General features: G+C 50.1%; 42 protein-coding genes and 2 pseudogenes. 38 read left to right on the plus strand and 6 right to left on the minus strand.

The window, feature by feature from the left end; all coding sequences use genetic code 11:
- The first annotated feature begins 121 nt into the window (after window positions 1-121).
- The 32 genes and pseudogenes from bfd (at window position 122) to AU509_RS16950 (ending at window position 15,649) form a co-directional block, all read left to right on the plus strand.
- Entirely contained in the window at window positions 122-316 is a 195-nt protein-coding gene (bfd, locus tag AU509_RS16795) for a bacterioferritin-associated ferredoxin (protein WP_085653238.1), read from the plus strand.
- A gap of 73 nt (window positions 317-389) precedes the next feature.
- On the plus strand, window positions 390-863 hold the full coding sequence (gene bfr / locus AU509_RS16800) for a bacterioferritin (protein ID WP_085653240.1): 474 nt from the start codon (window positions 390-392) through the stop codon (window positions 861-863).
- 294 nt (window positions 864-1,157) lie between these two features.
- On the plus strand, window positions 1,158-1,469 hold the full coding sequence (gene rpsJ, locus AU509_RS16805; RefSeq protein ID WP_001181005.1) for a 30S ribosomal protein S10: 312 nt from the start codon (window positions 1,158-1,160) through the stop codon (window positions 1,467-1,469).
- Window positions 1,470-1,501: 32 nt separating this feature from the next.
- Window positions 1,502-2,131 carry a 50S ribosomal protein L3 gene (gene rplC, locus AU509_RS16810; RefSeq protein ID WP_094118863.1) on the plus strand — a complete coding sequence of 210 codons (630 nt, stop codon included), beginning with the start codon at window positions 1,502-1,504 and terminating at the stop codon, window positions 2,129-2,131.
- Between the two features lie 10 nt (window positions 2,132-2,141).
- On the plus strand, window positions 2,142-2,747 hold the full coding sequence (gene rplD, locus AU509_RS16815) for a 50S ribosomal protein L4 (protein ID WP_026741340.1): 606 nt from the start codon (window positions 2,142-2,144) through the stop codon (window positions 2,745-2,747).
- The gene (gene rplW, locus AU509_RS16820; RefSeq protein WP_085653243.1) at window positions 2,744-3,046 is read left to right on the plus strand and encodes a 50S ribosomal protein L23; all 303 of its coding nucleotides are present in this window, start codon (window positions 2,744-2,746) and stop codon (window positions 3,044-3,046) included. Before rplD ends, rplW begins: the two co-directional genes overlap by 4 nt.
- 19 nt (window positions 3,047-3,065) lie before the next feature.
- On the plus strand, window positions 3,066-3,887 hold the full coding sequence (gene rplB / locus AU509_RS16825; protein ID WP_026741342.1) for a 50S ribosomal protein L2: 822 nt from the start codon (window positions 3,066-3,068) through the stop codon (window positions 3,885-3,887).
- Window positions 3,888-3,903: 16 nt separating this feature from the next.
- Window positions 3,904-4,182 carry a 30S ribosomal protein S19 gene (gene rpsS / locus AU509_RS16830; RefSeq protein ID WP_021013347.1) on the plus strand — a complete coding sequence of 93 codons (279 nt, stop codon included), beginning with the start codon at window positions 3,904-3,906 and terminating at the stop codon, window positions 4,180-4,182.
- A gap of 14 nt (window positions 4,183-4,196) precedes the next feature.
- Entirely contained in the window at window positions 4,197-4,529 is a 333-nt protein-coding gene (gene rplV, locus AU509_RS16835) for a 50S ribosomal protein L22 (protein ID WP_026741343.1), read from the plus strand.
- Window positions 4,530-4,546: 17 nt separating this feature from the next.
- Complete coding sequence (gene rpsC, locus AU509_RS16840) at window positions 4,547-5,248, plus strand: 30S ribosomal protein S3 (RefSeq protein ID WP_026741344.1); 702 nt, start codon at window positions 4,547-4,549, stop codon at window positions 5,246-5,248.
- Between the two features lie 12 nt (window positions 5,249-5,260).
- Window positions 5,261-5,671, plus strand: a complete 411-nt coding sequence (gene rplP / locus AU509_RS16845) for a 50S ribosomal protein L16 (protein ID WP_026741345.1) — start codon at window positions 5,261-5,263, stop codon at window positions 5,669-5,671.
- Window positions 5,671-5,862, plus strand: coding sequence for a 50S ribosomal protein L29 (gene rpmC / locus AU509_RS16850; RefSeq protein ID WP_026741346.1), 192 nt, complete (start codon window positions 5,671-5,673; stop codon window positions 5,860-5,862). Before rplP ends, rpmC begins: the two co-directional genes overlap by 1 nt.
- A gap of 1 nt (window position 5,863) precedes the next feature.
- On the plus strand, window positions 5,864-6,118 hold the full coding sequence (gene rpsQ / locus AU509_RS16855; protein WP_012768107.1) for a 30S ribosomal protein S17: 255 nt from the start codon (window positions 5,864-5,866) through the stop codon (window positions 6,116-6,118).
- A gap of 170 nt (window positions 6,119-6,288) precedes the next feature.
- Window positions 6,289-6,660, plus strand: a complete 372-nt coding sequence (rplN, locus tag AU509_RS16860) for a 50S ribosomal protein L14 (RefSeq protein WP_026741347.1) — start codon at window positions 6,289-6,291, stop codon at window positions 6,658-6,660.
- A gap of 11 nt (window positions 6,661-6,671) precedes the next feature.
- Window positions 6,672-6,986 (plus strand): 50S ribosomal protein L24, encoded by a 315-nt coding sequence (gene rplX / locus AU509_RS16865; RefSeq protein ID WP_026741348.1) that lies wholly within the window; start codon window positions 6,672-6,674, stop codon window positions 6,984-6,986.
- Between the two features lie 14 nt (window positions 6,987-7,000).
- The gene (gene rplE / locus AU509_RS16870) at window positions 7,001-7,540 is read left to right on the plus strand and encodes a 50S ribosomal protein L5 (protein WP_026741349.1); all 540 of its coding nucleotides are present in this window, start codon (window positions 7,001-7,003) and stop codon (window positions 7,538-7,540) included.
- Between the two features lie 13 nt (window positions 7,541-7,553).
- Window positions 7,554-7,859 carry a 30S ribosomal protein S14 gene (gene rpsN / locus AU509_RS16875; protein ID WP_026741350.1) on the plus strand — a complete coding sequence of 102 codons (306 nt, stop codon included), beginning with the start codon at window positions 7,554-7,556 and terminating at the stop codon, window positions 7,857-7,859.
- Between the two features lie 33 nt (window positions 7,860-7,892).
- The gene (gene rpsH, locus AU509_RS16880; RefSeq protein WP_026741351.1) at window positions 7,893-8,285 is read left to right on the plus strand and encodes a 30S ribosomal protein S8; all 393 of its coding nucleotides are present in this window, start codon (window positions 7,893-7,895) and stop codon (window positions 8,283-8,285) included.
- Between the two features lie 13 nt (window positions 8,286-8,298).
- Window positions 8,299-8,832 (plus strand): 50S ribosomal protein L6, encoded by a 534-nt coding sequence (gene rplF, locus AU509_RS16885; protein ID WP_085653244.1) that lies wholly within the window; start codon window positions 8,299-8,301, stop codon window positions 8,830-8,832.
- Window positions 8,833-8,841: 9 nt separating this feature from the next.
- Window positions 8,842-9,195: a 50S ribosomal protein L18 gene (gene rplR / locus AU509_RS16890; RefSeq protein ID WP_026741353.1), complete on the plus strand. Its 354-nt coding sequence runs from the start codon at window positions 8,842-8,844 to the stop codon at window positions 9,193-9,195.
- A gap of 14 nt (window positions 9,196-9,209) precedes the next feature.
- Window positions 9,210-9,710: a 30S ribosomal protein S5 gene (rpsE, locus tag AU509_RS16895; protein ID WP_026741354.1), complete on the plus strand. Its 501-nt coding sequence runs from the start codon at window positions 9,210-9,212 to the stop codon at window positions 9,708-9,710.
- Window positions 9,711-9,716: 6 nt separating this feature from the next.
- On the plus strand, window positions 9,717-9,896 hold the full coding sequence (rpmD, locus tag AU509_RS16900; RefSeq protein ID WP_004846568.1) for a 50S ribosomal protein L30: 180 nt from the start codon (window positions 9,717-9,719) through the stop codon (window positions 9,894-9,896).
- Between the two features lie 3 nt (window positions 9,897-9,899).
- Window positions 9,900-10,334 carry a 50S ribosomal protein L15 gene (rplO, locus tag AU509_RS16905; RefSeq protein ID WP_026741355.1) on the plus strand — a complete coding sequence of 145 codons (435 nt, stop codon included), beginning with the start codon at window positions 9,900-9,902 and terminating at the stop codon, window positions 10,332-10,334.
- A gap of 7 nt (window positions 10,335-10,341) precedes the next feature.
- Window positions 10,342-11,672, plus strand: a pseudogene (gene secY / locus AU509_RS16910) (preprotein translocase subunit SecY).
- 34 nt (window positions 11,673-11,706) lie between these two features.
- Complete coding sequence (gene rpmJ / locus AU509_RS16915; RefSeq protein ID WP_002227352.1) at window positions 11,707-11,823, plus strand: 50S ribosomal protein L36; 117 nt, start codon at window positions 11,707-11,709, stop codon at window positions 11,821-11,823.
- 147 nt (window positions 11,824-11,970) lie between these two features.
- The gene (gene rpsM, locus AU509_RS16920) at window positions 11,971-12,327 is read left to right on the plus strand and encodes a 30S ribosomal protein S13 (protein WP_026741357.1); all 357 of its coding nucleotides are present in this window, start codon (window positions 11,971-11,973) and stop codon (window positions 12,325-12,327) included.
- A 16-nt stretch (window positions 12,328-12,343) separates the two neighbouring features.
- Window positions 12,344-12,733 carry a 30S ribosomal protein S11 gene (gene rpsK / locus AU509_RS16925; RefSeq protein ID WP_002438687.1) on the plus strand — a complete coding sequence of 130 codons (390 nt, stop codon included), beginning with the start codon at window positions 12,344-12,346 and terminating at the stop codon, window positions 12,731-12,733.
- A 30-nt stretch (window positions 12,734-12,763) separates the two neighbouring features.
- Window positions 12,764-13,384 carry a 30S ribosomal protein S4 gene (rpsD, locus tag AU509_RS16930; protein WP_026744173.1) on the plus strand — a complete coding sequence of 207 codons (621 nt, stop codon included), beginning with the start codon at window positions 12,764-12,766 and terminating at the stop codon, window positions 13,382-13,384.
- A 25-nt stretch (window positions 13,385-13,409) separates the two neighbouring features.
- The gene (locus AU509_RS16935; protein ID WP_026741359.1) at window positions 13,410-14,399 is read left to right on the plus strand and encodes a DNA-directed RNA polymerase subunit alpha; all 990 of its coding nucleotides are present in this window, start codon (window positions 13,410-13,412) and stop codon (window positions 14,397-14,399) included.
- Between the two features lie 40 nt (window positions 14,400-14,439).
- Complete coding sequence (rplQ, locus tag AU509_RS16940; RefSeq protein ID WP_026741360.1) at window positions 14,440-14,829, plus strand: 50S ribosomal protein L17; 390 nt, start codon at window positions 14,440-14,442, stop codon at window positions 14,827-14,829.
- Window positions 14,830-14,962: 133 nt separating this feature from the next.
- On the plus strand, window positions 14,963-15,343 hold the full coding sequence (locus tag AU509_RS16945) for a DnaJ family domain-containing protein (protein ID WP_094118864.1): 381 nt from the start codon (window positions 14,963-14,965) through the stop codon (window positions 15,341-15,343).
- A gap of 96 nt (window positions 15,344-15,439) precedes the next feature.
- A complete protein-coding gene (locus tag AU509_RS16950; protein ID WP_094118865.1) occupies window positions 15,440-15,649 on the plus strand; it encodes an alternative ribosome-rescue factor A in 210 nt (69 codons plus the stop codon).
- A gap of 60 nt (window positions 15,650-15,709) precedes the next feature.
- Here the strand turns inward: AU509_RS16950 and mscL are convergent, their stop codons facing one another.
- The 5 genes and pseudogenes from mscL to def all read right to left on the minus strand — a co-directional run bounded on the left by mscL (window position 15,710) and on the right by def (window position 20,479).
- Window positions 15,710-16,117 carry a large-conductance mechanosensitive channel protein MscL gene (mscL, locus tag AU509_RS16955; RefSeq protein ID WP_094118866.1) on the minus strand — a complete coding sequence of 136 codons (408 nt, stop codon included), beginning with the start codon at window positions 16,115-16,117 and terminating at the stop codon, window positions 15,710-15,712.
- A gap of 95 nt (window positions 16,118-16,212) precedes the next feature.
- A pseudogene (trkA, locus tag AU509_RS16960) lies at window positions 16,213-17,621 on the minus strand (Trk system potassium transporter TrkA).
- Window positions 17,622-17,644: 23 nt separating this feature from the next.
- Window positions 17,645-18,934 carry a 16S rRNA (cytosine(967)-C(5))-methyltransferase RsmB gene (gene rsmB / locus AU509_RS16965; protein WP_094118867.1) on the minus strand — a complete coding sequence of 430 codons (1,290 nt, stop codon included), beginning with the start codon at window positions 18,932-18,934 and terminating at the stop codon, window positions 17,645-17,647.
- A 74-nt stretch (window positions 18,935-19,008) separates the two neighbouring features.
- Window positions 19,009-19,947: a methionyl-tRNA formyltransferase gene (gene fmt / locus AU509_RS16970; protein WP_094118868.1), complete on the minus strand. Its 939-nt coding sequence runs from the start codon at window positions 19,945-19,947 to the stop codon at window positions 19,009-19,011.
- A gap of 22 nt (window positions 19,948-19,969) precedes the next feature.
- Window positions 19,970-20,479 carry a peptide deformylase gene (gene def / locus AU509_RS16975; protein WP_094118869.1) on the minus strand — a complete coding sequence of 170 codons (510 nt, stop codon included), beginning with the start codon at window positions 20,477-20,479 and terminating at the stop codon, window positions 19,970-19,972.
- A gap of 114 nt (window positions 20,480-20,593) precedes the next feature.
- Here def and dprA point away from each other — a divergent pair, with 114 nt between their 5' ends.
- Genes dprA through AU509_RS17005 form a run of 6 tightly spaced genes read left to right on the plus strand, consistent with a single transcriptional unit; the run spans window position 20,594 to window position 24,404 of the window.
- On the plus strand, window positions 20,594-21,724 hold the full coding sequence (dprA, locus tag AU509_RS16980; RefSeq protein ID WP_094118870.1) for a DNA-protecting protein DprA: 1,131 nt from the start codon (window positions 20,594-20,596) through the stop codon (window positions 21,722-21,724).
- The gene (gene smg / locus AU509_RS16985; RefSeq protein WP_085653260.1) at window positions 21,696-22,169 is read left to right on the plus strand and encodes a DUF494 family protein Smg; all 474 of its coding nucleotides are present in this window, start codon (window positions 21,696-21,698) and stop codon (window positions 22,167-22,169) included. The genes dprA and smg overlap by 29 nt, the downstream gene beginning before the upstream one ends.
- A 20-nt stretch (window positions 22,170-22,189) precedes the next feature.
- Window positions 22,190-22,747: a DNA topoisomerase family protein gene (locus AU509_RS16990; RefSeq protein WP_085653262.1), complete on the plus strand. Its 558-nt coding sequence runs from the start codon at window positions 22,190-22,192 to the stop codon at window positions 22,745-22,747.
- Entirely contained in the window at window positions 22,740-23,312 is a 573-nt protein-coding gene (tsaC, locus tag AU509_RS16995) for an L-threonylcarbamoyladenylate synthase type 1 TsaC (protein ID WP_085653263.1), read from the plus strand. Before AU509_RS16990 ends, tsaC begins: the two co-directional genes overlap by 8 nt.
- 13 nt (window positions 23,313-23,325) lie before the next feature.
- Window positions 23,326-24,153: a shikimate dehydrogenase gene (aroE, locus tag AU509_RS17000; RefSeq protein WP_085653265.1), complete on the plus strand. Its 828-nt coding sequence runs from the start codon at window positions 23,326-23,328 to the stop codon at window positions 24,151-24,153.
- Window positions 24,150-24,404 (plus strand): DUF1488 family protein, encoded by a 255-nt coding sequence (locus tag AU509_RS17005; protein WP_085653266.1) that lies wholly within the window; start codon window positions 24,150-24,152, stop codon window positions 24,402-24,404. The genes aroE and AU509_RS17005 overlap by 4 nt, the downstream gene beginning before the upstream one ends.
- Here AU509_RS17005 and AU509_RS17010 read toward each other — a convergent pair.
- Window positions 24,401-24,937 (minus strand): gamma carbonic anhydrase family protein, encoded by a 537-nt coding sequence (locus tag AU509_RS17010; RefSeq protein ID WP_085653268.1) that lies wholly within the window; start codon window positions 24,935-24,937, stop codon window positions 24,401-24,403. The two genes, AU509_RS17005 and AU509_RS17010, sit on opposite strands and share 4 nt — an antisense overlap.
- Window positions 24,938-25,071 lie beyond the last annotated feature (134 nt).

Below are 25,071 nucleotides of genomic sequence, written 5' to 3' on the forward strand. Positions count from 1 at the left end.
TTTAAAGCGTATAAAAAGGCACTTCGGTGCCTTTTTTTATGGCTGAAGAAAACATGAGAATTGAAATCAAAATCATTCACAATTAGAATTTCGGCATCTGGTTAAAAATGAGCCACCAAAAATGTATGTTTGTTTGTGTAACGCCATCACTGATAAAGCGATCCGCCGTGTAGTTCATCAGCATCACCCCCAATCACTTCAGCATCTAAAACAATTAATTCCTATTGGAACTGAATGTGGAAAATGTTTACGGCACGCTCGTGAAATTCTCCAGGAAGAGAAAGAACGACTTCCTGAATTATATAAAGTGGCATAATTCGTATGGATATTTTTTGACTCTGTAACGGCTGGCTCTACACTTTTAGGAACTGGAGCGGAGGAGTCATGTCATGAAAGGTGATAAAAAAGTCATTACGCATCTAAACAAGCTGCTAGGCAATGAGCTCGTTGCAATCAACCAGTATTTCTTACACGCCCGTATGTTCAAAAATTGGGGTTTCACCCGGCTTAATGATCACGAATATCATGAGTCGATAGATGAAATGAAACACGCCGACCGCTATATCGAACGTATTCTTTTTCTCGAAGGCATACCTAATCTGCAAGACTTGGGTAAGCTCAACATCGGGGAAAATGTGGAGGAGATATTGCGCTCAGACCTAAACCTTGAGCTGGATGGTGCGCGCGATCTGCGAGAGGCGATCAGTTATGCCGACTCGGTACGGGACTATGTTAGCCGAGATTTGATGATAACGATTCTATCTGATGAAGAAGAACATATAGATTGGTTAGAGACGGAGCTGGATTTAATTGGTCGGTTAGGGATCCAAAACTATCTACAGACCCAACTCAAAGAAGCTTGATGCCGACTTCGTTGCCTACCTACAAATAGCCTCGAGATCTACGTTGTACAATTGCCGGTCAATAAAAAATCATTTTCCCTCCCGGGTTGCTTCCTGGACAGATTTACGTATAATGCGCGGGCTTACCTGAAATGGTAAGCCCGATTCTTTGCGAATTCGGAGACAGGTGTCAAAGCCCGTCAAACAATACTCCCAATAGGGGAGTTATGTACTGAACGATTACACTCCCCCATCAATCGAAATGGGTGTGAGGAGTAATTATTTACGTTTATAAATAATTGGAGCTCTGGTCTCATGCAGAACCAAAGAATCCGTATCCGCCTGAAAGCGTTTGATCATCGTCTGATCGATCAATCAACTGCGGAAATCGTCGAGACTGCTAAGCGCACTGGCGCTCAAGTCCGTGGTCCGATCCCGCTGCCGACCCGCAAAGAGCGCTTTACCGTTCTGATCTCCCCGCACGTCAATAAAGATGCGCGCGATCAGTATGAAATTCGCACTCACAAGCGTCTGGTTGACATCGTTGAGCCAACCGAGAAAACCGTTGATGCTCTGATGCGTCTGGATCTGGCTGCCGGTGTAGACGTGCAGATCAGCCTGGGTTAATCAGGTCATTGAGCGATTGAGAGGTTGAAACAATGATTGGTTTAGTCGGTAAAAAAGTGGGTATGACCCGCATCTTCACTGAAGAAGGCGTTTCTATCCCTGTAACCGTAATTGAAATTGAAGCAAACCGTGTAACTCAGGTCAAAAGCCTGGAGAACGACGGTTATTCTGCTGTCCAGGTGACTACCGGTGCTAAAAAAGCAAGCCGTGTCACTAAACCTGAAGCAGGTCACTTCGCTAAAGCGGGCGTTGAAGCAGGTCGTACACTGCGCGAATTCCGCCTGGCTGAAGGTGAAGAATTCACCATCGGTCAGAACATCAGCGTTGAAATTTTCGCTGACGTGAAAAAAGTTGACGTGACTGGTACATCCAAAGGTAAAGGTTTTGCCGGTACTGTTAAGCGCTGGAACTTCCGTACTCAGGATGCCACCCACGGTAACTCCTTGTCTCACCGCGTTCCGGGTTCTATCGGTCAGAACCAGACTCCGGGCAAAGTGTTTAAAGGCAAGAAAATGGCTGGTCAGATGGGTAATGAACGCGTAACTGTTCAGAGCTTGGACGTGGTACGTGTTGACGCTGAGCGCAACCTGCTGCTGGTTAAAGGTGCAGTTCCCGGTGCTACCGGTAGCGACCTGATCGTTAAACCAGCTGTGAAGGCGTAAGGGGATAGCAATGGAATTAGTATTGAAAGACGCGCAAAGCGCGCTGACTGTTTCCGAAACTACCTTCGGTCGTGATTTCAACGAAGCGCTGGTACACCAGGTTGTTGTTGCTTATGCAGCAGGTGCCCGTCAAGGTACTCGTGCTCAGAAGACCCGTGCTGAAGTAACTGGTTCCGGTAAAAAACCGTGGCGCCAGAAAGGTACCGGCCGTGCGCGTTCAGGTTCTGTAAAGAGCCCGATCTGGCGTTCAGGTGGCGTGACCTTTGCTGCCAAGCCTCAGGACCACAGTCAGAAAGTTAACAAAAAGATGTACCGCGGCGCGCTGAAAAGCATCCTGTCCGAACTGGTACGTCAAGATCGTCTGATCGTTGTCGAGAAGTTCTCTGTTGAAGCACCGAAAACCAAGCTGTTGGCTCAGAAACTGAAAGAGCTGGCTCTGGAAGACGTGCTGATCATCACCGGTGAACTGGATGAGAATCTGTTCCTGGCCGCACGTAACCTGTACAAGGTTGACGTACGCGATGTAGCAGGTATCGACCCAGTTAGCCTGATCGCCTTCGACAAAGTGGTCATGACTGCTGACGCTGTTAAGCAAGTTGAGGAGATGCTGGCATGATTCGTGAAGAACGTCTGCTGAAAGTACTGCGCGCGCCGCACGTTTCTGAAAAAGCGTCTACTGCGATGGAAAAAACCAACACCATCGTTCTCAAAGTTGCAAAAGACGCGACTAAAGCAGAAATCAAAGCAGCAGTGCAGAAACTGTTTGAAGTCGAAGTCAATGTCGTTCGCACCCTGGTTGTTAAAGGGAAAGTGAAACGTCATGGACAGCGTATCGGTCGTCGTAGCGACTGGAAAAAAGCTTACGTCACCCTGAAAGAAGGCCAGAATCTGGACTTCATCGGCGGCGCAGAGTAAGTCGGAGGAGTAAAGAACAATGGCAATTGTTAAATGTAAACCGACATCTCCGGGTCGTCGCCACGTTGTTAAAGTGGTTAACCCTGAGCTGCACAAGGGCAAGCCGTATGCCCCGTTGCTGGAAAAAAACAGCAAAAGCGGTGGCCGTAACAACAATGGCCGCATCACTACCCGTCACATCGGTGGTGGTCACAAACAGCAGTACCGTATTGTTGACTTTAAACGCAACAAAGACGGTATCCCTGCTGTAGTTGAGCGTCTGGAGTACGATCCGAACCGTTCCGCGAACATCGCGCTGGTTCTGTACAAAGATGGCGAACGCCGTTACATCCTGGCACCTAAAGGCCTGAAAGCCGGTGATCAGATTCAGTCTGGTGTTGATGCTGCAATCAAGCCGGGTAACACCCTGCCTATGCGTAACATCCCGGTGGGTTCAACGGTTCATAACGTAGAAATGAAACCAGGTAAAGGCGGCCAGCTGGCTCGCTCAGCCGGTGCCTACGTTCAGATCGTTGCCCGCGACGGTTCTTACGTCACCCTGCGTCTGCGCTCTGGTGAAATGCGTAAAGTTGAAGCTGACTGCCGCGCAACACTGGGTGAAGTCGGTAACGCTGAGCACATGCTGCGCGTTCTGGGTAAAGCTGGTGCTGCTCGCTGGCGTGGTGTTCGTCCTACCGTTCGCGGTACGGCAATGAACCCGGTCGACCACCCGCACGGTGGTGGTGAAGGTCGTAACTTTGGTAAGCACCCGGTATCCCCGTGGGGCATCCAGACCAAAGGTAAGAAGACCCGCAGCAACAAGCGTACTGATAAATTTATCGTACGTCGCCGTAGCAAATAATTTTAGAGGATAAACCATGCCACGTTCTCTCAAGAAAGGTCCATTTATAGACCTGCACTTGCTGAAGAAGGTAGAGAAAGCGGTGGAAAGCGGAGACAAGAAGCCTTTGCGCACTTGGTCCCGTCGTTCAACGATCTTTCCAAACATGATCGGTTTGACCATCGCTGTCCATAATGGTCGTCAGCACGTTCCGGTATTCATCTCTGATGAGATGGTCGGTCACAAGCTGGGTGAGTTCGCACCGACCCGTACTTATCGCGGCCACGCGGCCGATAAAAAGGCTAAAAAGCGCTAAGGTAGGAGGAAGAGATGGAAACTATCGCTAAACATCGCCACGCTCGTTCTTCTGCTCAAAAGGTACGCCTGGTGGCGGACCTGATTCGCGGTAAGAAAGTGTCGCAAGCTCTGGAAATTCTGACCTACACCAACAAGAAAGCTGCTGGTCTGGTTAAAAAAGTACTGGAGTCTGCTATTGCTAACGCAGAACACAACGATGGCGCTGACATTGATGATCTGAAAGTTGCGAAAATCTTCGTTGACGAAGGCCCGAGCATGAAGCGCATTATGCCGCGTGCCAAAGGTCGTGCGGATCGCATCCTGAAGCGTACCAGCCACATCACTGTGGTTGTGTCCGATCGCTGAGACTCTGGAGACTAGCAATGGGTCAGAAAGTACATCCTAATGGTATTCGACTGGGTATTGTCAAACCTTGGAACTCTACCTGGTACGCAAATACCAAAGAATTCGCTGACAACCTGGACAGCGATTTTAAAGTTCGCAAATACCTGACTAAGGAACTGGAGAAAGCCTCCGTTTCCCGTATCGTTATCGAACGTCCGGCTAAGAGCATTCGTGTGACTATTCACACCGCTCGTCCGGGTATCGTTATCGGTAAGAAAGGTGAAGACGTAGAAAAACTGCGTAAAGTCGTCGCGGAAATCGCTGGCGTTCCTGCGCAGATCAACATCGCTGAAGTTCGTAAGCCTGAACTGGACGCAAAACTGGTTGCTGACAGCATCACTTCTCAGCTGGAACGTCGTGTTATGTTCCGTCGTGCTATGAAGCGTGCCGTACAGAATGCCATGCGTCTGGGCGCTAAAGGGATCAAAGTTGAAGTAAGCGGCCGTCTTGGCGGCGCCGAAATCGCACGTACCGAATGGTACCGCGAAGGTCGAGTTCCGTTGCACACACTGCGTGCGGATATCGATTACAACACCTCCGAAGCGCACACCACTTACGGTGTCATCGGTGTGAAAGTGTGGATCTTCAAAGGTGAGATCCTGGGTGGTATGGCTGCCGTTGAGCAAGCAGAAAAACCGTCTGCTCAACCTAAAAAGCAGCAGCGTAAAGGCCGCAAGTAAGGAGAGTCGCTGATGTTACAACCAAAGCGTACAAAATTCCGTAAGGTGCACAAGGGCCGCAACCGTGGTCTGGCTGCCGGTACGGATGTGAGCTTCGGCACTTTCGGTCTGAAAGCTGTTGGCCGTGGTCGCCTGACCGCTCGTCAAATCGAAGCCGCGCGTCGTGCCATGACTCGTGCTGTAAAGCGTCAAGGTAAGATCTGGATCCGTGTATTCCCGGACAAACCGATCACCGAGAAACCGCTGGAAGTGCGTATGGGTAAAGGTAAAGGTAACGTTGAGTATTGGGTTGCCTTGATTCAGCCAGGTAAAGTCCTGTACGAAATGGACGGTGTGCCGGAAGAGTTAGCCCGTGAGGCATTCCAACTGGCAGCAGCGAAACTGCCGATCAAAACCACCTTTGTAACTAAGACGGTGATGTAATGAAAGCAAAAGAGCTGCGTGAAAAGAGCGTTGAAGAGCTGAATACTGAACTGCTTGAACTGCTGCGCGAACAATTCAATCTGCGTATGCAGGCGGCCAGTGGTCAGCTGCAACAAACTCACCTGTTAAAGCAAGTGCGTCGTAATGTCGCACGCGTTAAGACTTTACTGACTGAAAAGGCGGGTGCGTAAAATGACCGATAAAATCCGTACTCTGCAGGGTCGTGTTGTTAGTGACAAAATGCAGAAATCTGCTGTTGTTGCTATCGAACGTTTCGTGAAGCACCCGATTTACGGGAAATTCATTAAACGTACGACTAAGCTGCACGTACATGACGAGAACAACGAATGTGGAATCGGCGACGTGGTGGAAATCCGCGAATGCCGTCCGCTGTCCAAAACTAAATCTTGGACGTTGGTTCGCGTTGTAGAGAAAGCGATTCTGTAATACAGTGAGCGTTCTCTAAAACGATAAACGGCTCAATTCTTTGAGCCGTTTATTTTTTCTACCCATAGTCAGGAAGCAGTGTTATAATGCTGCGCCCTCATTTATGGGGCTTTTTTAACGGCCTATTCTGGGTCCTATAAAGTAGTAGTTGACATTAGCGGAGCACTAACATGATCCAAGAACAGACTATGCTGAACGTGGCCGACAACTCCGGCGCGCGTCGCGTAATGTGTATCAAGGTTCTAGGTGGCTCGCACCGTCGCTACGCAGGCGTCGGCGACATCATCAAGATCACCATCAAGGAAGCAATTCCTCGTGGTAAGGTGAAGAAAGGCGATGTGCTGAAGGCGGTAGTGGTGCGCACCAAGAAGGGTGTTCGTCGCCCTGACGGTTCTGTCGTTCGCTTTGATGGAAATGCTTGCGTTATTTTGAACAATAACAGCGAACAGCCCATCGGTACGCGTATTTTTGGGCCGGTGACTCGTGAACTGCGTTCTGAAAAGTTCATGAAAATTATCTCTCTGGCACCAGAAGTACTGTAAGGAGCGAAACCATGGCAGCGAAAATCCGTCGCGATGACGAAGTTATCGTGCTAACCGGCAAAGATAAAGGTAAGCGCGGTAAAGTAAAAAATGTTCTGTCTTCCAGCAAGATTGTTGTTGAAGGTATCAACCTGGTTAAGAAACATCAGAAGCCGGTTCCGGCCCTGAACCAACCGGGTGGCATCGTTGAAAAAGAAGCTGCAATTCAGGTTTCCAACGTTGCGATCTTCAATGCGGCAACTGGTAAGGCTGACCGTGTAGGCTTTAGATTCGAAGACGGAAAAAAAGTCCGTTTCTTTAAATCTAACAGCGAAACTATCAAGTAATTTGGAGTAGTACGATGGCGAAACTGCATGATTACTACAAAGACGAAGTAGTTAAAAAACTCATGACTGAGTTTAACTACAATTCTGTCATGCAAGTCCCTCGGGTCGAGAAGATCACCCTGAACATGGGTGTTGGTGAAGCGATCGCTGACAAGAAACTGCTGGATAATGCAGCAGCAGATCTGACAGCAATCTCCGGTCAAAAACCGCTGATCACCAAAGCACGCAAATCAGTTGCAGGCTTCAAAATCCGTCAGGGCTATCCGATCGGCTGTAAAGTAACTCTGCGTGGCGAACGCATGTGGGAGTTTCTTGAGCGTCTGATCACCATTGCTGTACCGCGTATCCGTGACTTCCGTGGCCTGTCCGCCAAGTCATTCGATGGTCGTGGTAACTACAGCATGGGTGTGCGTGAGCAGATCATCTTCCCGGAAATCGACTATGACAAAGTCGATCGCGTTCGTGGTTTGGATATTACCATTACCACTACTGCGAAAACCGATGATGAAGGCCGTGCTCTGCTGGCTGCCTTTAACTTCCCGTTCCGCAAGTAAGGTAGGGTTACTAATGGCTAAGCAATCCATGAAAGCACGCGAAGTCAAACGCGTGAAACTAGCTGACAAATTCTTCGCAAAACGTGTTGAACTGAAAGCTATCATCTCTGACGTGAATGCTTCCGACGAAGACCGTTGGAATGCTGTTCTGAAGCTGCAGACTCTGCCGCGTGATTCCAGCCCGTCTCGTCAGCGTAACCGCTGCCGCCAGACTGGTCGTCCGCACGCTTTCCTGCGGAAGTTCGGGTTGAGCCGTATCAAGGTCCGTGAAGCCGCCATGCGCGGTGAAATTCCGGGTCTGAAAAAGGCTAGCTGGTAATTGTCACCAATTGAATCACGGGAGTAAAGACAGATGAGCATGCAAGATCCGATCGCGGATATGCTGACCCGTATCCGTAACGGTCAAGCCGCGAACAAAGTTGCGGTCACCATGCCTTCCTCCAAGCTGAAAGTGGCGATTGCCAACGTGCTGAAGGAAGAAGGTTATATCGAAGATTTCAAAATCGAAGGCGACACCAAGCCTGCTCTTGAACTGGAACTGAAATATTTCCAGGGCAAGGCAGTGGTAGAGAGCATTCAGCGTGTTAGCCGTCCAGGTCTGCGCATCTATAAACGTAAAGATGAGCTGCCAAAAGTGATGGCTGGTTTAGGTATCGCAGTTGTTTCTACCTCTAAAGGTGTTATGACTGATCGTGCAGCTCGCCAGGCTGGTCTTGGTGGCGAGATTATCTGCTACGTAGCTTAATCGGGAGGAAAGAATGTCTCGTGTTGCAAAAGCACCCGTCGTCATTCCTGCCGGCGTAGAGGTTAAACTCAACGGTCAGGATATTTCGATTAAGGGTAAAAACGGCGAGCTGAGTCGTAAGATCCATGATGCCGTAGAAGTTAAACAGGCTGACAATGCACTGACTTTCGCTCCGCGCGAAGGTGTTGCAAACGGCTGGGCCCAGGCTGGGACCACTCGTGCACTGTTGAACAACATGGTTATCGGTGTTACCGAAGGCTTCTCTAAGAAGCTGCAGCTGGTAGGTGTAGGTTATCGTGCCGCCGTAAAAGGCAACGTGGTGAATTTGGCTTTAGGCTTTTCTCACCCTGTTGATCACGAACTGCCTGCAGGCATTAATGCCGAATGTCCGACTCAGACTGAAATCGTGCTGAAAGGCGCTGATAAACAGCTGATTGGTCAGGTTGCTGCAGAACTGCGCGCTTACCGTCGTCCTGAGCCTTATAAAGGCAAGGGTGTCCGTTACGCCGACGAAGTCGTGCGTACCAAAGAGGCTAAGAAGAAGTAAGGTAACACTATGGATAAGAAATCAGCTCGTATCCGTCGTGCGACCCGCGCACGTCGCAAGCTCCAGGAACTGGGTGCGACACGTCTGGTGGTACATCGTACCCCGCGTCATATTTATGCGCAGGTCATCGCACCGAACGGTTCTGAAGTCTTGGTAGCCGCTTCTACTGTAGAAAAAGCTATCGCTGAACAACTGAAGTCCACTGGTAACAAAGATGCTGCGGCTGCTGTGGGTAAAACCATCGCTGAACGCGCTCTTGAAAAGGGCATCAAAGATGTCTCTTTTGACCGTTCCGGGTTCCAATATCATGGTCGTGTCCAGGCACTGGCAGATGCTGCCCGTGAAGCTGGCCTTCAGTTCTAAGGTAGAGGTGTAAGATGGCTCACATCGAGAAACAAGCTGGCGAACTGCAGGAAAAGCTGATCGCGGTAAATCGCGTATCCAAAACTGTTAAAGGCGGTCGTATTTTCTCCTTCACAGCTCTGACTGTAGTTGGTGATGGTAACGGTCGCGTAGGTTTTGGTTACGGTAAAGCGCGTGAAGTTCCGGCAGCAATCCAGAAAGCGATGGAAAAAGCCCGTCGCAATATGATGAATGTCGCGCTGAACAACGGCACTCTGCAGCACCCTGTTAAAGGTGCGCATACAGGGTCTCGCGTGTTCATGCAGCCAGCTTCCGAAGGTACCGGTATTATTGCCGGTGGTGCAATGCGCGCCGTGCTGGAAGTCGCAGGGGTTCATAACGTACTGGCTAAAGCCTATGGTTCCACTAACCCGATTAACGTGGTTCGTGCAACTATCGACGGCTTGGCCAATATGAAGTCCCCGGATATGGTCGCTGCCAAGCGTGGTAAATCCGTTGAAGAAATTCTGGGGTAATTAACCATGGCAAAGACTATTAAGATTACTCAAACCCGTAGTGCAATCGGTCGTCTGCCGAAACATAAGGCAACACTGCTTGGCCTGGGTCTGCGTCGTATTGGTCACACCGTTGAGCGTGAAGACACGCCTGCTGTACGCGGTATGGTCAACGCGGTTTCCTACATGGTTAAAGTGGAGGAGTAAGAGATGCGTTTAAATACTCTGTCTCCGGCCGAAGGTGCTAAACACGCACCGAAGCGTTTAGGTCGTGGTATCGGTTCTGGCCTGGGCAAAACCGGCGGCCGTGGTCACAAAGGTCAGAAGTCTCGTTCTGGCGGTGGCGTACGTCGTGGTTTTGAAGGTGGTCAGATGCCTCTGTACCGTCGTCTGCCGAAGTTCGGCTTCACTTCTCGCAAAGCAATGGTAACAGCTGAGATTCGTCTCTCTGACCTAGCTCGTGTTGAAGGCGATGTTGTCGATCTGAATACGCTGAAAGCCGCAAATGTCATTGGCATCCAGATCGAGTTTGCGAAAGTGATTCTGTCTGGTGAAGTTGCACGCCCAGTAACGATTCGTGGTCTGCGTGTCACTAAAGGTGCTCGTGCTGCTATCGAAGCTGCTGGCGGTAAAATTGAGGAATAAGTAGCAGATGGCTAAGCAACCAGGATTAGATTTTCAAAGTGCTAAAGGCGGGGTTGGCGAGCTGAAACGCAGACTGTTGTTTGTAATCGGTGCGTTGATTGTTTTCCGTATTGGCTCTTTTATTCCCATTCCTGGTATTGATGCCACTGTGCTTGCCAAATTGCTCGAGCAACAGCGTGGCACCATCATTGAAATGTTTAACATGTTCTCTGGTGGTGCCTCAGTCGTGCTTCTATCTTTGCTCTGGGTATTATGCCGTACATTTCGGCATCAATTATTATCCAGTTGTTGACGGTGGTTCATCCAGCGTTAGCGGAAATAAAGAAAGAAGGGGAGGCTGGGCGACGTAAAATCAGTCAGTATACCCGCTACGGTACACTGGTCTTAGGTATTTTTCAGTCTATCGGTATTGCTACCGGTTTACCGAATATGCCTGGAATGCAAGGGCTGGTCATTAATCCAGGCTTTGCTTTCTATTTTACGGCTGTTGTCAGCCTGGTTACCGGGACGATGTTCCTGATGTGGCTTGGTGAACAGATTACTGAACGAGGTATTGGTAACGGTATCTCAATCATAATCTTCGCTGGTATCGTTGCAGGACTTCCTCCTGCTATCGCGCATACCATCGAGCAAGCTCGGCAAGGCGACCTGCACTTCCTCCTGTTGCTGTTGGTTGCAGTTTTAGTGTTTGCAGTGACGTTCTTTGTTGTGTTTGTAGAGCGTGGTCAACGTCGTATCGTCGTTAACTATGCGAAGCGTCAGCAGGGTCGTCGTGTTTATGCAGCACAGAGTACGCATTTGCCTCTGAAGGTGAATATGGCCGGGGTTATCCCAGCAATTTTCGCTTCCAGTATTATTCTGTTCCCTGCTACGATTGCATCTTGGTTTGGGGGCGGTACCGGTTGGAACTGGCTAACGACGATTTCGATGTTTCTGCAGCCTGGAAAACCGCTTTATGTGCTACTCTATGCGTCTGCAATCATCTTCTTCTGTTTCTTTTATACCGCGTTGGTTTTCAACCCGCGTGAAACAGCAGATAACCTGAAGAAGTCCGGTGCATTCGTGCCAGGAATTCGGCCGGGAGAGCAAACGGCGAAATATATTGATAAAGTGATGACCCGCCTGACTTTGGTCGGTGCGATGTACATTACTTTTATCTGCCTTATCCCGGAGTTCATGCGTGATGCAATGAAAGTGCCGTTCTACTTCGGTGGTACGTCTCTGTTGATTGTTGTTGTCGTGATCATGGACTTTATGGCTCAAGTGCAAACTTTGTTGATGTCTGGTCAATATGAGTCTGCATTGAAGAAAGCAAACCTGAAAGGCTATAACCGCTAATCAAGGCAAGCTTGAGAAGTTACGGAGAGTAAAAATGAAAGTTCGTGCTTCCGTCAAGAAATTATGTCGTAACTGCAAGATCGTTAAACGTAACGGTGTCGTTCGTGTGATTTGCAGCGCCGAGCCGAAGCATAAACAGCGTCAAGGCTGATTTATCTCACATATTTTTCTTGCAAAGTTGGGTTGAGCTGGCTAGATTAGCCAGCCAATCTTTTGTATGTAACTGCAACATTATTTGAGTATCCTGAAAACGGGCTTTTCAGAATGGTGTTGCCGTATAAAATTGTAGGAGTGCATAGTGGCCCGTATAGCAGGCATTAACATTCCTGATCATAAACATACCGTTATCGCATTAACGGCGATCTACGGTGTCGGTAAAACCCGCTCGCAGGCTATCTGCGCAGCTACGGGTATTGCTGAAAATGTTAAGATCAGTGAGCTGTCTGAAGAGCAAATCGAAAAGCTACGTGACGAAGTTGCCAAGTTTGTTGTTGAAGGTGACCTGCGTCGTGAAGTTACCCTGAGCATCAAGCGTCTTATGGACCTTGGAACTTATCGTGGTTTGCGTCATCGTCGTGGTCTGCCGGTTCGCGGTCAGCGTACCAAGACCAACGCCCGTACCCGTAAGGGTCCGCGCAAACCGATCAAGAAATAATCGGGGTGATTGAATAATGGCAAAGGCACCTATTCGTGCACGTAAGCGTGTAAGAAAGCAAGTCTCTGACGGTGTGGCTCATGTCCATGCTTCTTTCAACAACACCATCGTAACTATTACCGATCGTCAGGGTAATGCGCTGGGTTGGGCAACTGCCGGTGGTTCCGGTTTCCGTGGTTCTCGTAAATCTACGCCATTCGCCGCTCAGGTGGCAGCAGAGCGCTGCGCTGAAGCTGTGAAAGAGTACGGTATCAAGAATCTGGAAGTTATGGTTAAAGGACCTGGTCCGGGCCGTGAGTCTACTATCCGCGCATTGAACGCGGCTGGTTTCCGCATCACTAATATTACTGATGTGACTCCGATCCCTCATAACGGTTGTCGTCCGCCGAAAAAGCGCCGCGTATAACGCCGCTTTTAGGATTGTTGGAGAAAGAAAATGGCAAGATATTTGGGTCCTAAGCTCAAGCTGAGCCGTCGTGAAGGCACCGACCTGTTCCTTAAGTCTGGTGTTCGTGCGATCGATTCCAAGTGTAAAATTGAACAAGCTCCTGGTCAGCACGGTGCTCGTAAACCGCGCCTGTCTGACTATGGTGTACAGTTACGTGAAAAACAAAAAGTTCGCCGTACTTACGGTGTTCTGGAACGTCAGTTCCGTAACTATTACAAAGAAGCAGCACGTCTGAAAGGCAATACCGGTGCAAACCTGTTGCAGTTGCTGGAAGGTCGTCTGGACAACGTTGTTTACCGTATGGGCTTCGGCGCTACGCGTGCAGAATCACGCCAGCTGGTTAGCCATAAAGCTATCATGGTAAACGGTCGCGTTGTTAACATCGCTTCTTATCAGGTATCTCCGAATGACGTAGTCAGCATCCGCGAGAAAGCTAAAAAGCAGTCTCGTGTTAAGGCCGCTCTGGAGCTGGCTGAACAGCGTGAAAAGCCAACTTGGCTGGAAGTTGATGCTGCCAAGATGGAAGGTGTGTTCAAACGTAATCCTGAACGTACCGATCTGTCTGCGGACATTAATGAACACCTGATCGTCGAGCTTTACTCCAAGTAAGGCTTAGTACCAAAGAGAGGACACAATGCAGGGTTCTGTGACAGAGTTTCTAAAACCGCGCCTGGTTGATATCGAGCAAGTCAGTTCGACGCACGCCAAGGTGACCCTTGAGCCGTTAGAGCGAGGCTTCGGCCACACTCTCGGTAACGCACTGCGCCGTATTCTGCTTTCATCCATGCCAGGTTGCGCGGTGACCGAGGTTGAGATTGATGGTGTACTGCATGAGTACAGCACCAAAGAAGGCGTACAGGAAGATATCCTGGAAATCCTGCTCAACCTGAAAGGGCTGGCGGTGAGAGTTCAAGGCAAAGATGAAGTTATTCTTACCCTGAATAAATCTGGCATTGGCCCTGTGACTGCAGCCGACATCACCCACGACGGTGATGTCGAAATCGTCAAGCCACAGCACGTAATCTGCCATCTGACCGATGAAAGCGCCTCTATTAATATGCGCATCAAAGTTCAGCGTGGACGTGGTTATGTGCCGGCATCTGCCCGTATTCATACGGAAGAAGATGAGCGCCCGATTGGTCGCCTGTTAGTCGATGCTTGCTACAGCCCGGTAGAGCGTATTGCCTACAATGTTGAAGCAGCTCGTGTTGAACAGCGTACCGACTTGGACAAGCTGGTCATCGAAATGGAAACCAATGGCACGATTGATCCTGAAGAGGCAATCCGCCGTGCGGCTACCATTCTGGCTGAACAACTGGAAGCTTTCGTTGACTTACGTGATGTACGTCAGCCGGAAGTCAAAGAAGAGAAACCAGAATTCGATCCGATCCTGCTGCGCCCTGTTGACGATCTGGAATTGACTGTCCGCTCTGCTAACTGCCTTAAGGCAGAAGCTATCCACTACATCGGTGATCTGGTACAGCGTACTGAAGTTGAGCTACTTAAAACGCCTAACTTGGGTAAAAAATCTCTTACTGAGATTAAAGACGTGCTGGCTTCACGTGGTCTGTCTCTGGGCATGCGCCTGGAAAACTGGCCACCGGCAAGCATTGCTGATGAGTAACCGGATCACAGGTTAAGGTTTTACTGAGAAGGATAAGGTCATGCGCCATCGTAAGAGTGGTCGTCAACTGAACCGTAACAGCAGCCATCGTCAGGCTATGTTCCGTAACATGGCTGGTTCTTTGGTTCGTCATGAGATCATCAAGACGACCCTGCCAAAAGCGAAAGAGCTGCGTCGCGTTGTTGAACCGCTGATTACTCTTGCCAAGACCGACAGCGTTGCTAATCGTCGTCTGGCATTCGCCCGTACTCGTGATAACGAGATCGTGGCAAAACTGTTTAATGAACTGGGCCCGCGTTTCGCGAGCCGTGCTGGTGGTTACACTCGTATTCTGAAGTGTGGCTTCCGTGCAGGTGACAATGCGCCGATGGCTTACATCGAGCTCGTTGATCGCTCAGCTTCTACAGAAGAAGTTGCTACTGCAGAGTAATCTGTCAGGGCATGAAAAACCGGGGAAACCCGGTTTTTTTTCGTCTGTATCTTTTGTCGTCTCCTCTCCGCAATTTGTTTTATGTCATATTCTGTTTATGGTGGGATCCTGATAACCAATTTTCGGAGGCGGTATGTTCATTATCGACGAATGGGCTGAACGTCATATCAGAGAAGCTCAAAAAAAGGGCACATTTGATAATTTGCCCGGTAGCGGGGAACCTCTTCATCTGGACGACACCACGTTTGTGCCCGAAGAGCTGCGAACTGTTTACCATCTGCTCAAAAACGCAGGTTATCTCCCTCCTGAGCTTATGGATCGTAAAGAGGCCATTACCCTGTCTGCCATGATGCAAGAGATCGCACTCGATCATCCTGATTATGAATCGATTTCTAAACGTCTAGTATTACTTGAATTGCGTTTGCAACAAGCAGGTGTAAATACTGAGTTTTTGAGAGGAAGTTATCGTACAGCGATGAGTAACAGAATCGGTCGGATCGAGGGTGATAAATAATCGTTTGAAAGCACTACACGAGACCGAGGTTCGGTATTAGAATCGCGGCGCAGTTATCAGTGACAATGAAATTAACCACTAGGTCAGGAGAGAATGATGTCTAACTATAGGCATACCAAAGGCCAGATAAACGACAATGCAATTGAAGCACTGCTTCATGACCCGTTATTCAGGCAGCGCATAGAGAAAAAAGTGAAGGGGAAGGGAAGCTATCAGAGAAAATGTAAACATAAAAATGCAGGGAAGGGTAACTGGGAGGCCAGTGGTAAAAATAAACGCTTTTTACCACTGGCTTTCTGGTTTTAAAAGGCGATAGCCCTTCCTCTCAAAACTTGGGCTGACTATTCCGACCAGCGAACATCTGGATTATTTGTTCTGCAGTTTAAGCAGATCACGAATTTCGGTTAATAGCGTTTCTTCTGCAGAAGGCTTAGGTGGCGCTGCGGGTTTCTCTTCCTCTTTGCGACGCATCTTGTTCATTAAATTGATGGCAACAAAAATTGCGAGAGCGACGATGATGAAATCAAAAATGTTCTGGATGAATACGCCGTAGTTCATGACTACTGCGGGAATATTGTCATGGGCCTCGCGTAACACCAGATGGAATTGTTTGAAATCTATTCCACCAATTAATAAACCCAGCGGCGGCATGATGATATCGGAAACCAGAGAAGAGACGATCTTGCCAAATGCTGCGCCAATGATGACACCGACGGCTAAATCCACCACGTTCCCGCGCATCGCGAACTCGCGAAACCCTTTAAAGAAACTCATTGTAATTCTCCTAATAAAATAGTCACTTCAATCATTCTAACAAGAGCTGAAGGATTTTCCATTTACGGCCACCTGCAGATTATCCCTGCGAATGTTTACAGGAAGAAGGGGCTCGGTTGGAACAGACGTTCAACGTCAGAAACGTACTTCTTATCTGTTAAGAACATGATGACATGATCGCCTTGCTCTACCTGGCTTTTACCTGTCGCGATAATCACGTTGTCGCCTCGCACTATGGCACCAATCGTCGTACCCGGTGGGAGCTTGATGTTTTCTACTGTGCGGCCAACCACTTTTGAAGTCCCTTCGTCGCCGTGCGCAATCGCCTCGATAGCTTCCGCGGCGCCTCGACGTAAGGAAGAAACGCTGACAATATCAGCTTTGCGAACATGTCCAAGCAATGCGGAAATAGTTGCCTGTTGAGGGGAGATAGCGACATCAATCGCACTGCCCTGTACCAGATCGACATATGCCCGACGCTGGATCAGCACCATTGCTTTTTTGGCCCCCAGCCGTTTGGCGAGCATTGATGACATGATGTTCGCTTCGTCATCATTGGTGATGGCGATGAACACATCCATCTGTTCTACATGCTCTTGCGCCAACAGTTCCTGGTCGGAAGCATCGCCGTGGAAGACAATGGTATTTTGCAGAAGCTCAGCCAGCTCTGCGGCCCTTTGCTCATTCTTTTCAATAAGTTTGACGCTGTAGTCTTTTTCCAACTTGAGCGCCAAACCCGCACCGACATTACCTCCCCCTACGATCATGATGCGTTTGTAGGGTTTTTCCAGCCGCTGCAATTCGCTCATTACCGCGCGAATGTGCTGTGAAGCGGCGACAAAAAAGACTTCGTCACCTGCTTCGATAACCGTGGAGGCTTGTGGCTGATAGGTCTGTCATGGCGGAAAATGGCTGCGACCTGCGTATCGATATGAGGAATATGTTCGCGCATTGATGAGATGGCGCTTCCCACTAAAGGCCCGCCGTAGTAGGCGTTGACAGCCGCGATGCTGACTTTCCCTTCGGCAAAGTTCACGACCTGAAGCGCACCGGGGTATTCGATAAGCTTGTAAATATTGTCAATCACGAGCTGTTCGGGAGAGATCAGATGATCGATAGGTACGGCGTCGGACTGAAAAAGCTGCTCTGATTCTCGGATATAGTCGGCAGAGCGAATACGGGCAATACGATTGGGCGTATGAAATAGCGAATAGGCTACCTGACATGCCACCATATTGGTTTCATCAGAGCTGGTCACGGCTACCAGCATATCGGCATCTTCCGCGCCCGCTTCACGCAAAATTCGGGGATGAGAAGCGTATCCAGTCACTACGCGCAGGTCGAATTTATCCTGCAGCTGACGCAGACGCGTCATATCGGTGTCGACAACCGTAATATCGTTGTTCTCACCCGACAAGTTTTCCGCCAGCGTTCCGCCTACTTGTCCTGCACCAAGAATAATAATTTTCATCGCTTTTTTGCCGTGTAATGTGTTGACCCGGATTGAGACAATGATAAGAAATCGCGTCAGTCTTTGGTCAGCTTCGCATAGAAGAAACCATCGCCACCTTCAGGGGTGGGGATACATTGAATACCTGGTCGTTCGAGATCGCCGGTACCCGTTAGCGTGGCATCGGTATGACGCGTCAGGAATGCCGTTATTTGCTGTTGGTTCTCTTCAGGTAATATTGAACACGTCGCATAGACTAGCGTCCCGCCAGATTTCAGGTGTGGCCAGATAGCATCGAGTATCTCTGATTGCAGCGTGGACAGCTCTTGAATATCGCTATCGCGGCGCAGCCATTTTATATCCTGATGACGACGAATAACCCCAGTTGCTGAACAGGGCGCATCGAGAAGAATGCGATCAAACGTTTGGCCCTCACACCAGTCGGCAGGCTGGCGTCCATCTCCCTGACGTACTGTTGCTTTGAGACGCAGTCGTTCAAGGTTCTCTGTCACACGTTCAAGTCGTTTTGTGTCGACATCGACCGCCATCACCTGAGCCGCTGGCGCAGCTTCAAGTATATGTGTAGTTTTACCACCTGGCGCGGCGCACAAGTCCAGAATGGATTCGCCGTTTTTTGGCGAAAGCCAGCGGACACAACCTTGTGCCGATGCATCCTGAACGGTCACCCAGCCATCGGAAAATCCCGGCAGCGCCGTAACTGCGCTGGGTGCCAACAGACGAACTGCATCCGGATTTTCATCATGGGCAACAGCGTTCAACCCTGCTTCAGACAGCAGCTGAAGGTATTCATCCCGAGTATGATGCAGTCGGTTGACTCGTAGCCACATCGGTGGCTTTTGGTTATTGGCGTCGAGGATGTCTTGCCATTGTGTGGGATAGGCATCCCGAATGCGCTTTAACAACCAGCTGGGGTGTAAATGAGCACTTTCCAAACCCGATGCCTGTTCTACCAGTGAATCCTGCTGACGTTGGAACTGACGTAGGACGCCATTAATCAGCCCCTTCATCTGAGGACGTTTCAGCGCAACAGCGCCGTTCACCGTTTCCGCCAGTGCGGCATGTGCCGGAATGCGGGTAAAAAGCATCTGGTATATCCCGACCATCAACAGATAATGTAACGTCCGCTGCTTGCCCACCATGGGTTTGGCCATCAGTTGCTGGATGTACCACTCTAACTGCGGAAGAACGCGCAAGGTGCCGAAGCACAACTCTTGCAACAGCGCGCGATCTTTGTCGGAGACATTCTTTTGCAGAGCGGGCAAGACCGCGCTGAGAGACTGACCCTGATCCAACACCTGGCCGATGGCTTTGGCTGCAATGCTGCGTAGGTTGTAATTGTTTTTCATAGGCTAAAGCGGATATCGATCGGTGTTATAGGAATAAATCGCCCGGTGATTAGCCACCAGGCGATGGGGATGATTTACAGCTGATTTCCTGGGGTAAACCATTCACGGCGAGAATTTAACAGGTCTTGCGCCGACATAGGTTTTTTGCCCGCCGGTTGTAGCTGCGTGAGATTGATAATCCCGTTCGCGGTGGCCACTTGAATGCCGTGCTTATCGGCCTGCACGATCGTGCCTGGTGCCGCCTCGCTGTCAGTGGCGATGACATTGGCCTGCCACACTTTTACCGGTAGATCGTCGATGGTGAAATAACTGATCGGCCAAGGGTTGAATGCTCGAATACAGCGCTCCAACTGTTCGGCTGAGAGTGACCAGTCGAGCCGGGCTTCCTCTTTACTCAGCTTTTCTGCATAGGTTGCCAGGCTTTCATCCTGAACTTCGGCATGGAACTCAGATGTGGACAGTTTGTCCAACGTAGAAAGCAGCCCCTGTGGCCCTAACTCAGCCAACTTTGCATAGAGTGTGGCGCTGGTATCCTCTGGCAGAATCTGACATTCCACCTTTTTCAGCATCGCTCCGGTATCGAGTCCGGCATCCATTTGCATAATGGTGACGCCCGTGTGGCTGTCGCCTGCCCACAGCGCGCGCTGAATAGGCGCGGCTCCACGCCAGCGCGGCAATAAAGAACCATGGACGTTTATGCAGCCCAACCGCGGCATATCCAGCACTGCTTGCGGCAGGATTAAACCATAAGCCACAACCACCATCACGTCGGCTTCAAATTCGGCCACAAGCTGCTGATGCTCTGCCGGACGCAGCGATTTAGGCTGTCTCACCGGAATGGCATGCTGTTCCGCCAAAACTTTTACCGGGCTCGGAGTGAGTTTGTTTCCTCGCCCTGCAGGACGGTCTGGCTGAGTAAATACGCCGATGACCTCATGTTGAGAGGAAAGCAGCGCCTCGAGGTGCTGCGCTGCGAAATCAGGGGTTCCTGCAAAAATAATCCTTAAAGACACGTGGTTTCCGCCTGATTGATGGTTATGCGCGACTGCTTTGTCTGGCCAGTTTTTCCAGCTTCTGCCGGATGCGTTGACGTTTTAATGTGGACAGATAATCAATGAACAGCTTGCCAACAAGATGGTCCATCTCATGTTGAATACAAATGGCCAGCAGTCCATCGGTTTCGAGCTCGAATGACTCTCCGTCACGGTTTAGAGCACGAATTTTGATACGTTCCGCCCGTGAAACCAGTGCGCGGGTTTCAGGAATGGACAGGCAGCCTTCTTCAATGCCCGTATCTCCGCTTTTTTCAAGCAGTTCCGGGTTGATCAGCACCAGACGTTCGTTACGTTCTTCTGAAACGTCGATCACGATGATGCGCTGGTGGATATCAACCTGTGTCGCGGCCAAGCCAATGCCTTCTTCTTCGTACATCGTGTCGAACATATCGTCCACGATACGTTGAATTTCTGCATCAACTTCTTTGACGGGCTTTGCGATTGTGCGAAGCCGCTCGTCCGGGAAATGTAATACCTGCAAGACTGACATATATTTTTAGATCTGTATCCGAGTGATGAGAGAGTTCTGGTCTCTATTCTAGACATTTCCTGTTCTGATTGACAGTATCCGACATTATTAGCACTGCGGGATGCGGAGCGGAAAATGACGGAGACGGAAGTATGGTTGCGCCTGGCGTCGGTAAGTCGATTGGGGGCAAGGAAAATCGCGCTGCTGGTCAGTCAACTAATGCAGGCCGATGGCATTTCATCCGCATTTCTACAGCATTTAGGGTTGTCGGAATCACAGGTGCAGCAGTTCTATGATTACGAGCCTGCGAAGGTGGCAGCTGTCTTGGGCTGGTTGGAACATCCTTCTCACTCGCTCGTGTTCTTTGGCACGAGCGAATATCCCTTTCTGCTTGGTAATATCAGCTCACCGCCGCCCATGCTGTACGTCATCGGTGATATCAAGCTGTTGGGTTCACCTCAAATAGCGATGGTTGGTAGTCGGAACCATAGTACGTATGGGGAACAGTGGGGGAGGTTCTTCGCTCAGGAGTTTAGTCTGAGTCAGTTGACCATCACCAGCGGACTCGCGATTGGCATTGACGGCATCGCTCATCAGGCGGCGTTGGATACGCGGGGAAAAACGATTGCCGTTCTGGGAAGCGGGTTGAATCACCGGTATCCACGCCGTCATCTGCCTCTCGCAGAGCGCATTATCGAGCAGGGCGGAGCGCTAGTTTCTGAGTTCGAGCTGGATACCAGGCCGCTGCCTATTAATTTTCCGCGCAGAAACCGAATTATCAGCGGGTTGAGCCAAGGCGTGCTGGTGGTCGAAGCATCTCGTCGTAGCGGGTCTCTGGTTACGGCGCGTTATGCCCTTGAACAGAATAGGGAGGTCTTTGCTCTGCCGGGGCCAATTGGTAATGCGATGACGGAAGGGACGCACTGGTTGATTCAGCAAGGGGCGTACCTGGTAACCCATCCGAAAGACATCATTGAGCAGCTTGGGAGCGATCTTCATTGGCTTACAGGGTCGACAGACGGAGATAAGGCAATTATTTGTTCTCAGGAGCGCGAAGTTGAATTGCCATTTGCTGATGTGTTGGCTAACGTAGGAGATGAGGTTACACCTGTTGACGTTGTCGCTGAACGTGCCGGCCAACCTGTGCCAGAGGTAGTCAGTAAATTACTGGACCTGGAGTTAGCAGGATGGATCGCAGCTGTACCCGGCGGCTATGTCCGATTAAGGAGGGCAAGCCATGTTCGACGTACTCATGTACTTGTTTGAAACTTATATTCACAATGAAACTGAAATGCGTGTCGATCAAGATACGTTGACTGATGACCTCACTCGCGCTGGTTTTGATCGCAATGATATTTATAGCGCGTTGGATTGGTTAGAAAAATTAGCGGATATCCAAGAGGGGCAAACGCCTCCATTGGCATTGGCAAGCGATCCTCTGGCATTACGTATTTATACGCCGGAAGAAGATCAGCGATTGGACGTCGACTGTCGCGGTTTTCTTCTGTTTCTCGAACAAATTCAGGTGTTGAGCCTGGAAACCCGTGAGATGGTAATTGATCGGGTGATGGCGCTTGAAACCCAAGAGTTCGATTTGGATGACCTCAAATGGGTTATTCTGATGGTGCTATTTAATGTGCCCGGCTGTGAAAATGCCTATCAGCAAATGGAAGATTTACTTTTTGAAGCCAACGAAGGTTATGTGCAGTAAGCCCCACTCACGGGGAAACAATGGTTAAGCCGACACTTTTCGCTGAGAAAAAACAGCAGTGTCCGGAATGCGGTGCTGATTTGGTTATCCGTTCCGGGCGACATGGCCCTTTTCTGGGCTGTTCCCACTATCCCGAATGTGAATACATCCGCCCGCTCAAGGCGCAAGCGGATGGCCACGTTGTTAAAGAACTCACGGGTCAGCTTTGCCCTGAATGCCAGTCAACGCTGGTATTGCGGCAAGGACGCTATGGCATGTTTATCGGGTGCTCTCACTACCCCGAATGCGGTCATACAGAAACGATCGACAGACCTGATGAAACTGCGCTGACCTGTCCCCAGTGTCAGCAGGGAAAGTTACTGCAACGTAAGTCACGTTATGGAAAAACGTTCCATTCATGTGACCGCTATCCCGAATGCCGTTTTGCCATCAATTATCAGCCGGTAGCAGGTGAATGTGAACTTTGTCACTATCCCCTGTTAATCGAAAAGAAAACGGCGCGCGGCGCAAAGCGGTTTTGCGCCAGCAAGTCATGTGGCAAACCAGTATCCACCGAGACATCTGATAGCGATGAATAACAATATCTCCCTCGAGCAGTGGCCTCCTCTGTTGAAAAAACTAGAGAATCAGCAAGTGATCGCGTATCCGACCGAAGCTGTCTTCGGTCTGGGGTGCGATCCGGATAGCGAGATCGCCGTTCAGCGGCTGCTCGATCTTAAGCGTCGCCCATGGCAGAAGGGGTTGATCCTGATTGCTGCAGACTTTCAACAGTTGGAACCTTATGTAGATGTTTCCGCTCTCTCTGAGGTGCAGCTAAACACGGTCTTTTCCTCTTGGCCGGGACCCGTGACTTGGGTTATGCCGACGAAACCTGGCACGCCTCAATGGCTGACCGGAGAATTTACAACGCTGGCGGTGCGAGTCAGCGATCACCCTCTAGTTATTGAGCTTTGCCGTCGGTTTGGTAAACCAGTGGTTTCCACTAGCGCAAATCTGAGTGGCAAGCCGCCATGCCGTACAGCAAACGAAGTGTTTGAGCAGTTTGGGAAAGACTTTCCTGTGTTGGAAGGTGTGATTGGTGGGCGTCAAAATCCATCAGAGATTCGCGATGCCCTAACGGGCTCCATGGTCCGTCCGGGCTAAAAGGAAATGAGTCATGTCATCTGAAGTCAAAACCTTCGCAGTGTTTGGTAACCCTATCGCGCACAGCAAATCTCCGCAGATCCACACCCTGTTTGCTGACCAGACTGAGATTGTACTGTCGTATGACCGGGTTTTGGCTCCAGTTGAACAGTTTGAGCAGACGCTTCAAGCCTTTTTCCAGAACGGCGCTGGCGCCAATGTGACGACGCCGTTCAAAGAGCGGGCCTGTGTCGTTATGGATGCTCTGAGTGAGCGTGCGAAAGCGGCGGGCGCTGTGAATACCATCAAGAAAATGAATGATGGCACGTTGTATGGCGATAACACTGACGGCATTGGCCTGTTGAGTGATTTAAAGCAGAACAACTTAATCCAGCCAGGTTTCCGTGTGTTGTTGATTGGCGCAGGCGGGGCGGCCAGAGGCGTTATTCAGCCTCTCTTGACCTACGGCTGCGAGGTCACAGTAACGAACCGCACGCAGAGTCGAGCTGAAGCGCTGGTGGAACACTTTCGATATATGGGAAGTATCCGGGCGGTCGTCTTGAATGGATTGAGCGATGAGAGGTTCGACCTTATCGTCAACGCTACATCGTCAGGCATCACCGGCGATATACCTGCATTGCCTGAGTCGCTCGTGAGCCGCGAGGTTCGTTGCTACGACATGTTTTATGCATCTGGCCTGACTCCTTTCCTTGAATGGTGTACCGGATTGGGCGTGGAAAAGTTTGCAGACGGCTTGGGCATGTTAGTGTGGCAGGCGGCGCATGCTTATGAATTGTGGCATGGGGTCCTGCCAGACGCCGCTGCTGTGATTCAACAAATGCAGCGAGAACTTGAGCAGTGAATCAGTCTATTCAATTTCCCGATCGTGAAGAGTGGGACGAGGACATTCAGGCCATCCGCTTCCCCGTACAGATCAATGGATTTCTGCGTGAATGTGTTCTGCGTGCGGAATCCATCCAGCAACGGTTTGGCGGAGCGGATGGTGAACAGTGGCTATCGTTGTTCATCTCGAATCGCTGGGATTTAGAAGAAGAGTTTGAGTGTCTGATCGTGGATGACGTTGAAGATGCCGACGGCCGATTTGTTATTTAGCCGTTAAGGTATTCATCTTTCCAGCGCACATAGTTGCTGGCGGAATGAAGTAGCCCAGCAATTTCCTCAGTAGTTAGCGGTCGTACCTTTCTGGCCGGACTCCCTAAATAAAGATAACCGCTTTCCAGCCGTTTGCCCGGCGCCACTAAACTACCCGCGCCGATCATTACGTCATCCTCGATCACCGCACGATCCAAAATAATGGATCCCATTCCCACCAGAACTCGATGTCCGATCGTACAACCATGCAGCATGACTTTGTGGCCGACGGTGACGTCCTCCCCTATCAATAGGGGATTGCCGCTTTTGTTGTGGGCGGACCGATGGGTGACGTGCAAAACACTGCCGTCCTGAATATTGGTTCGAGCGCCAATAAGGATCGTGTTGACGTCCCCACGAATGACGACCAAAGGCCATACGCTGACATCGTTCGCTAGAGAAACAGCACCGATCACGACGCTGGAGGGATCGATCATGACTCTTTCGCCTACCGTGGGGGTGAGGTTTTTAAAGGGGCGAAGGATCTTCGACATGGTTGATTACCTCATAAATGACGCGCGGATCTTTCAATAAGCCGAATTTGAGTCAGAAAATAGCCGCGGATGCGTAAGATCTCAACGGAAAGATGAAAAAAACAGCTAACGATAAAAAAGATCTAATTAGGGGG

This window comes from Lonsdalea britannica (genome assembly GCF_002111595.1).
GTDB lineage: Bacteria > Pseudomonadota > Gammaproteobacteria > Enterobacterales > Enterobacteriaceae > Lonsdalea > Lonsdalea britannica.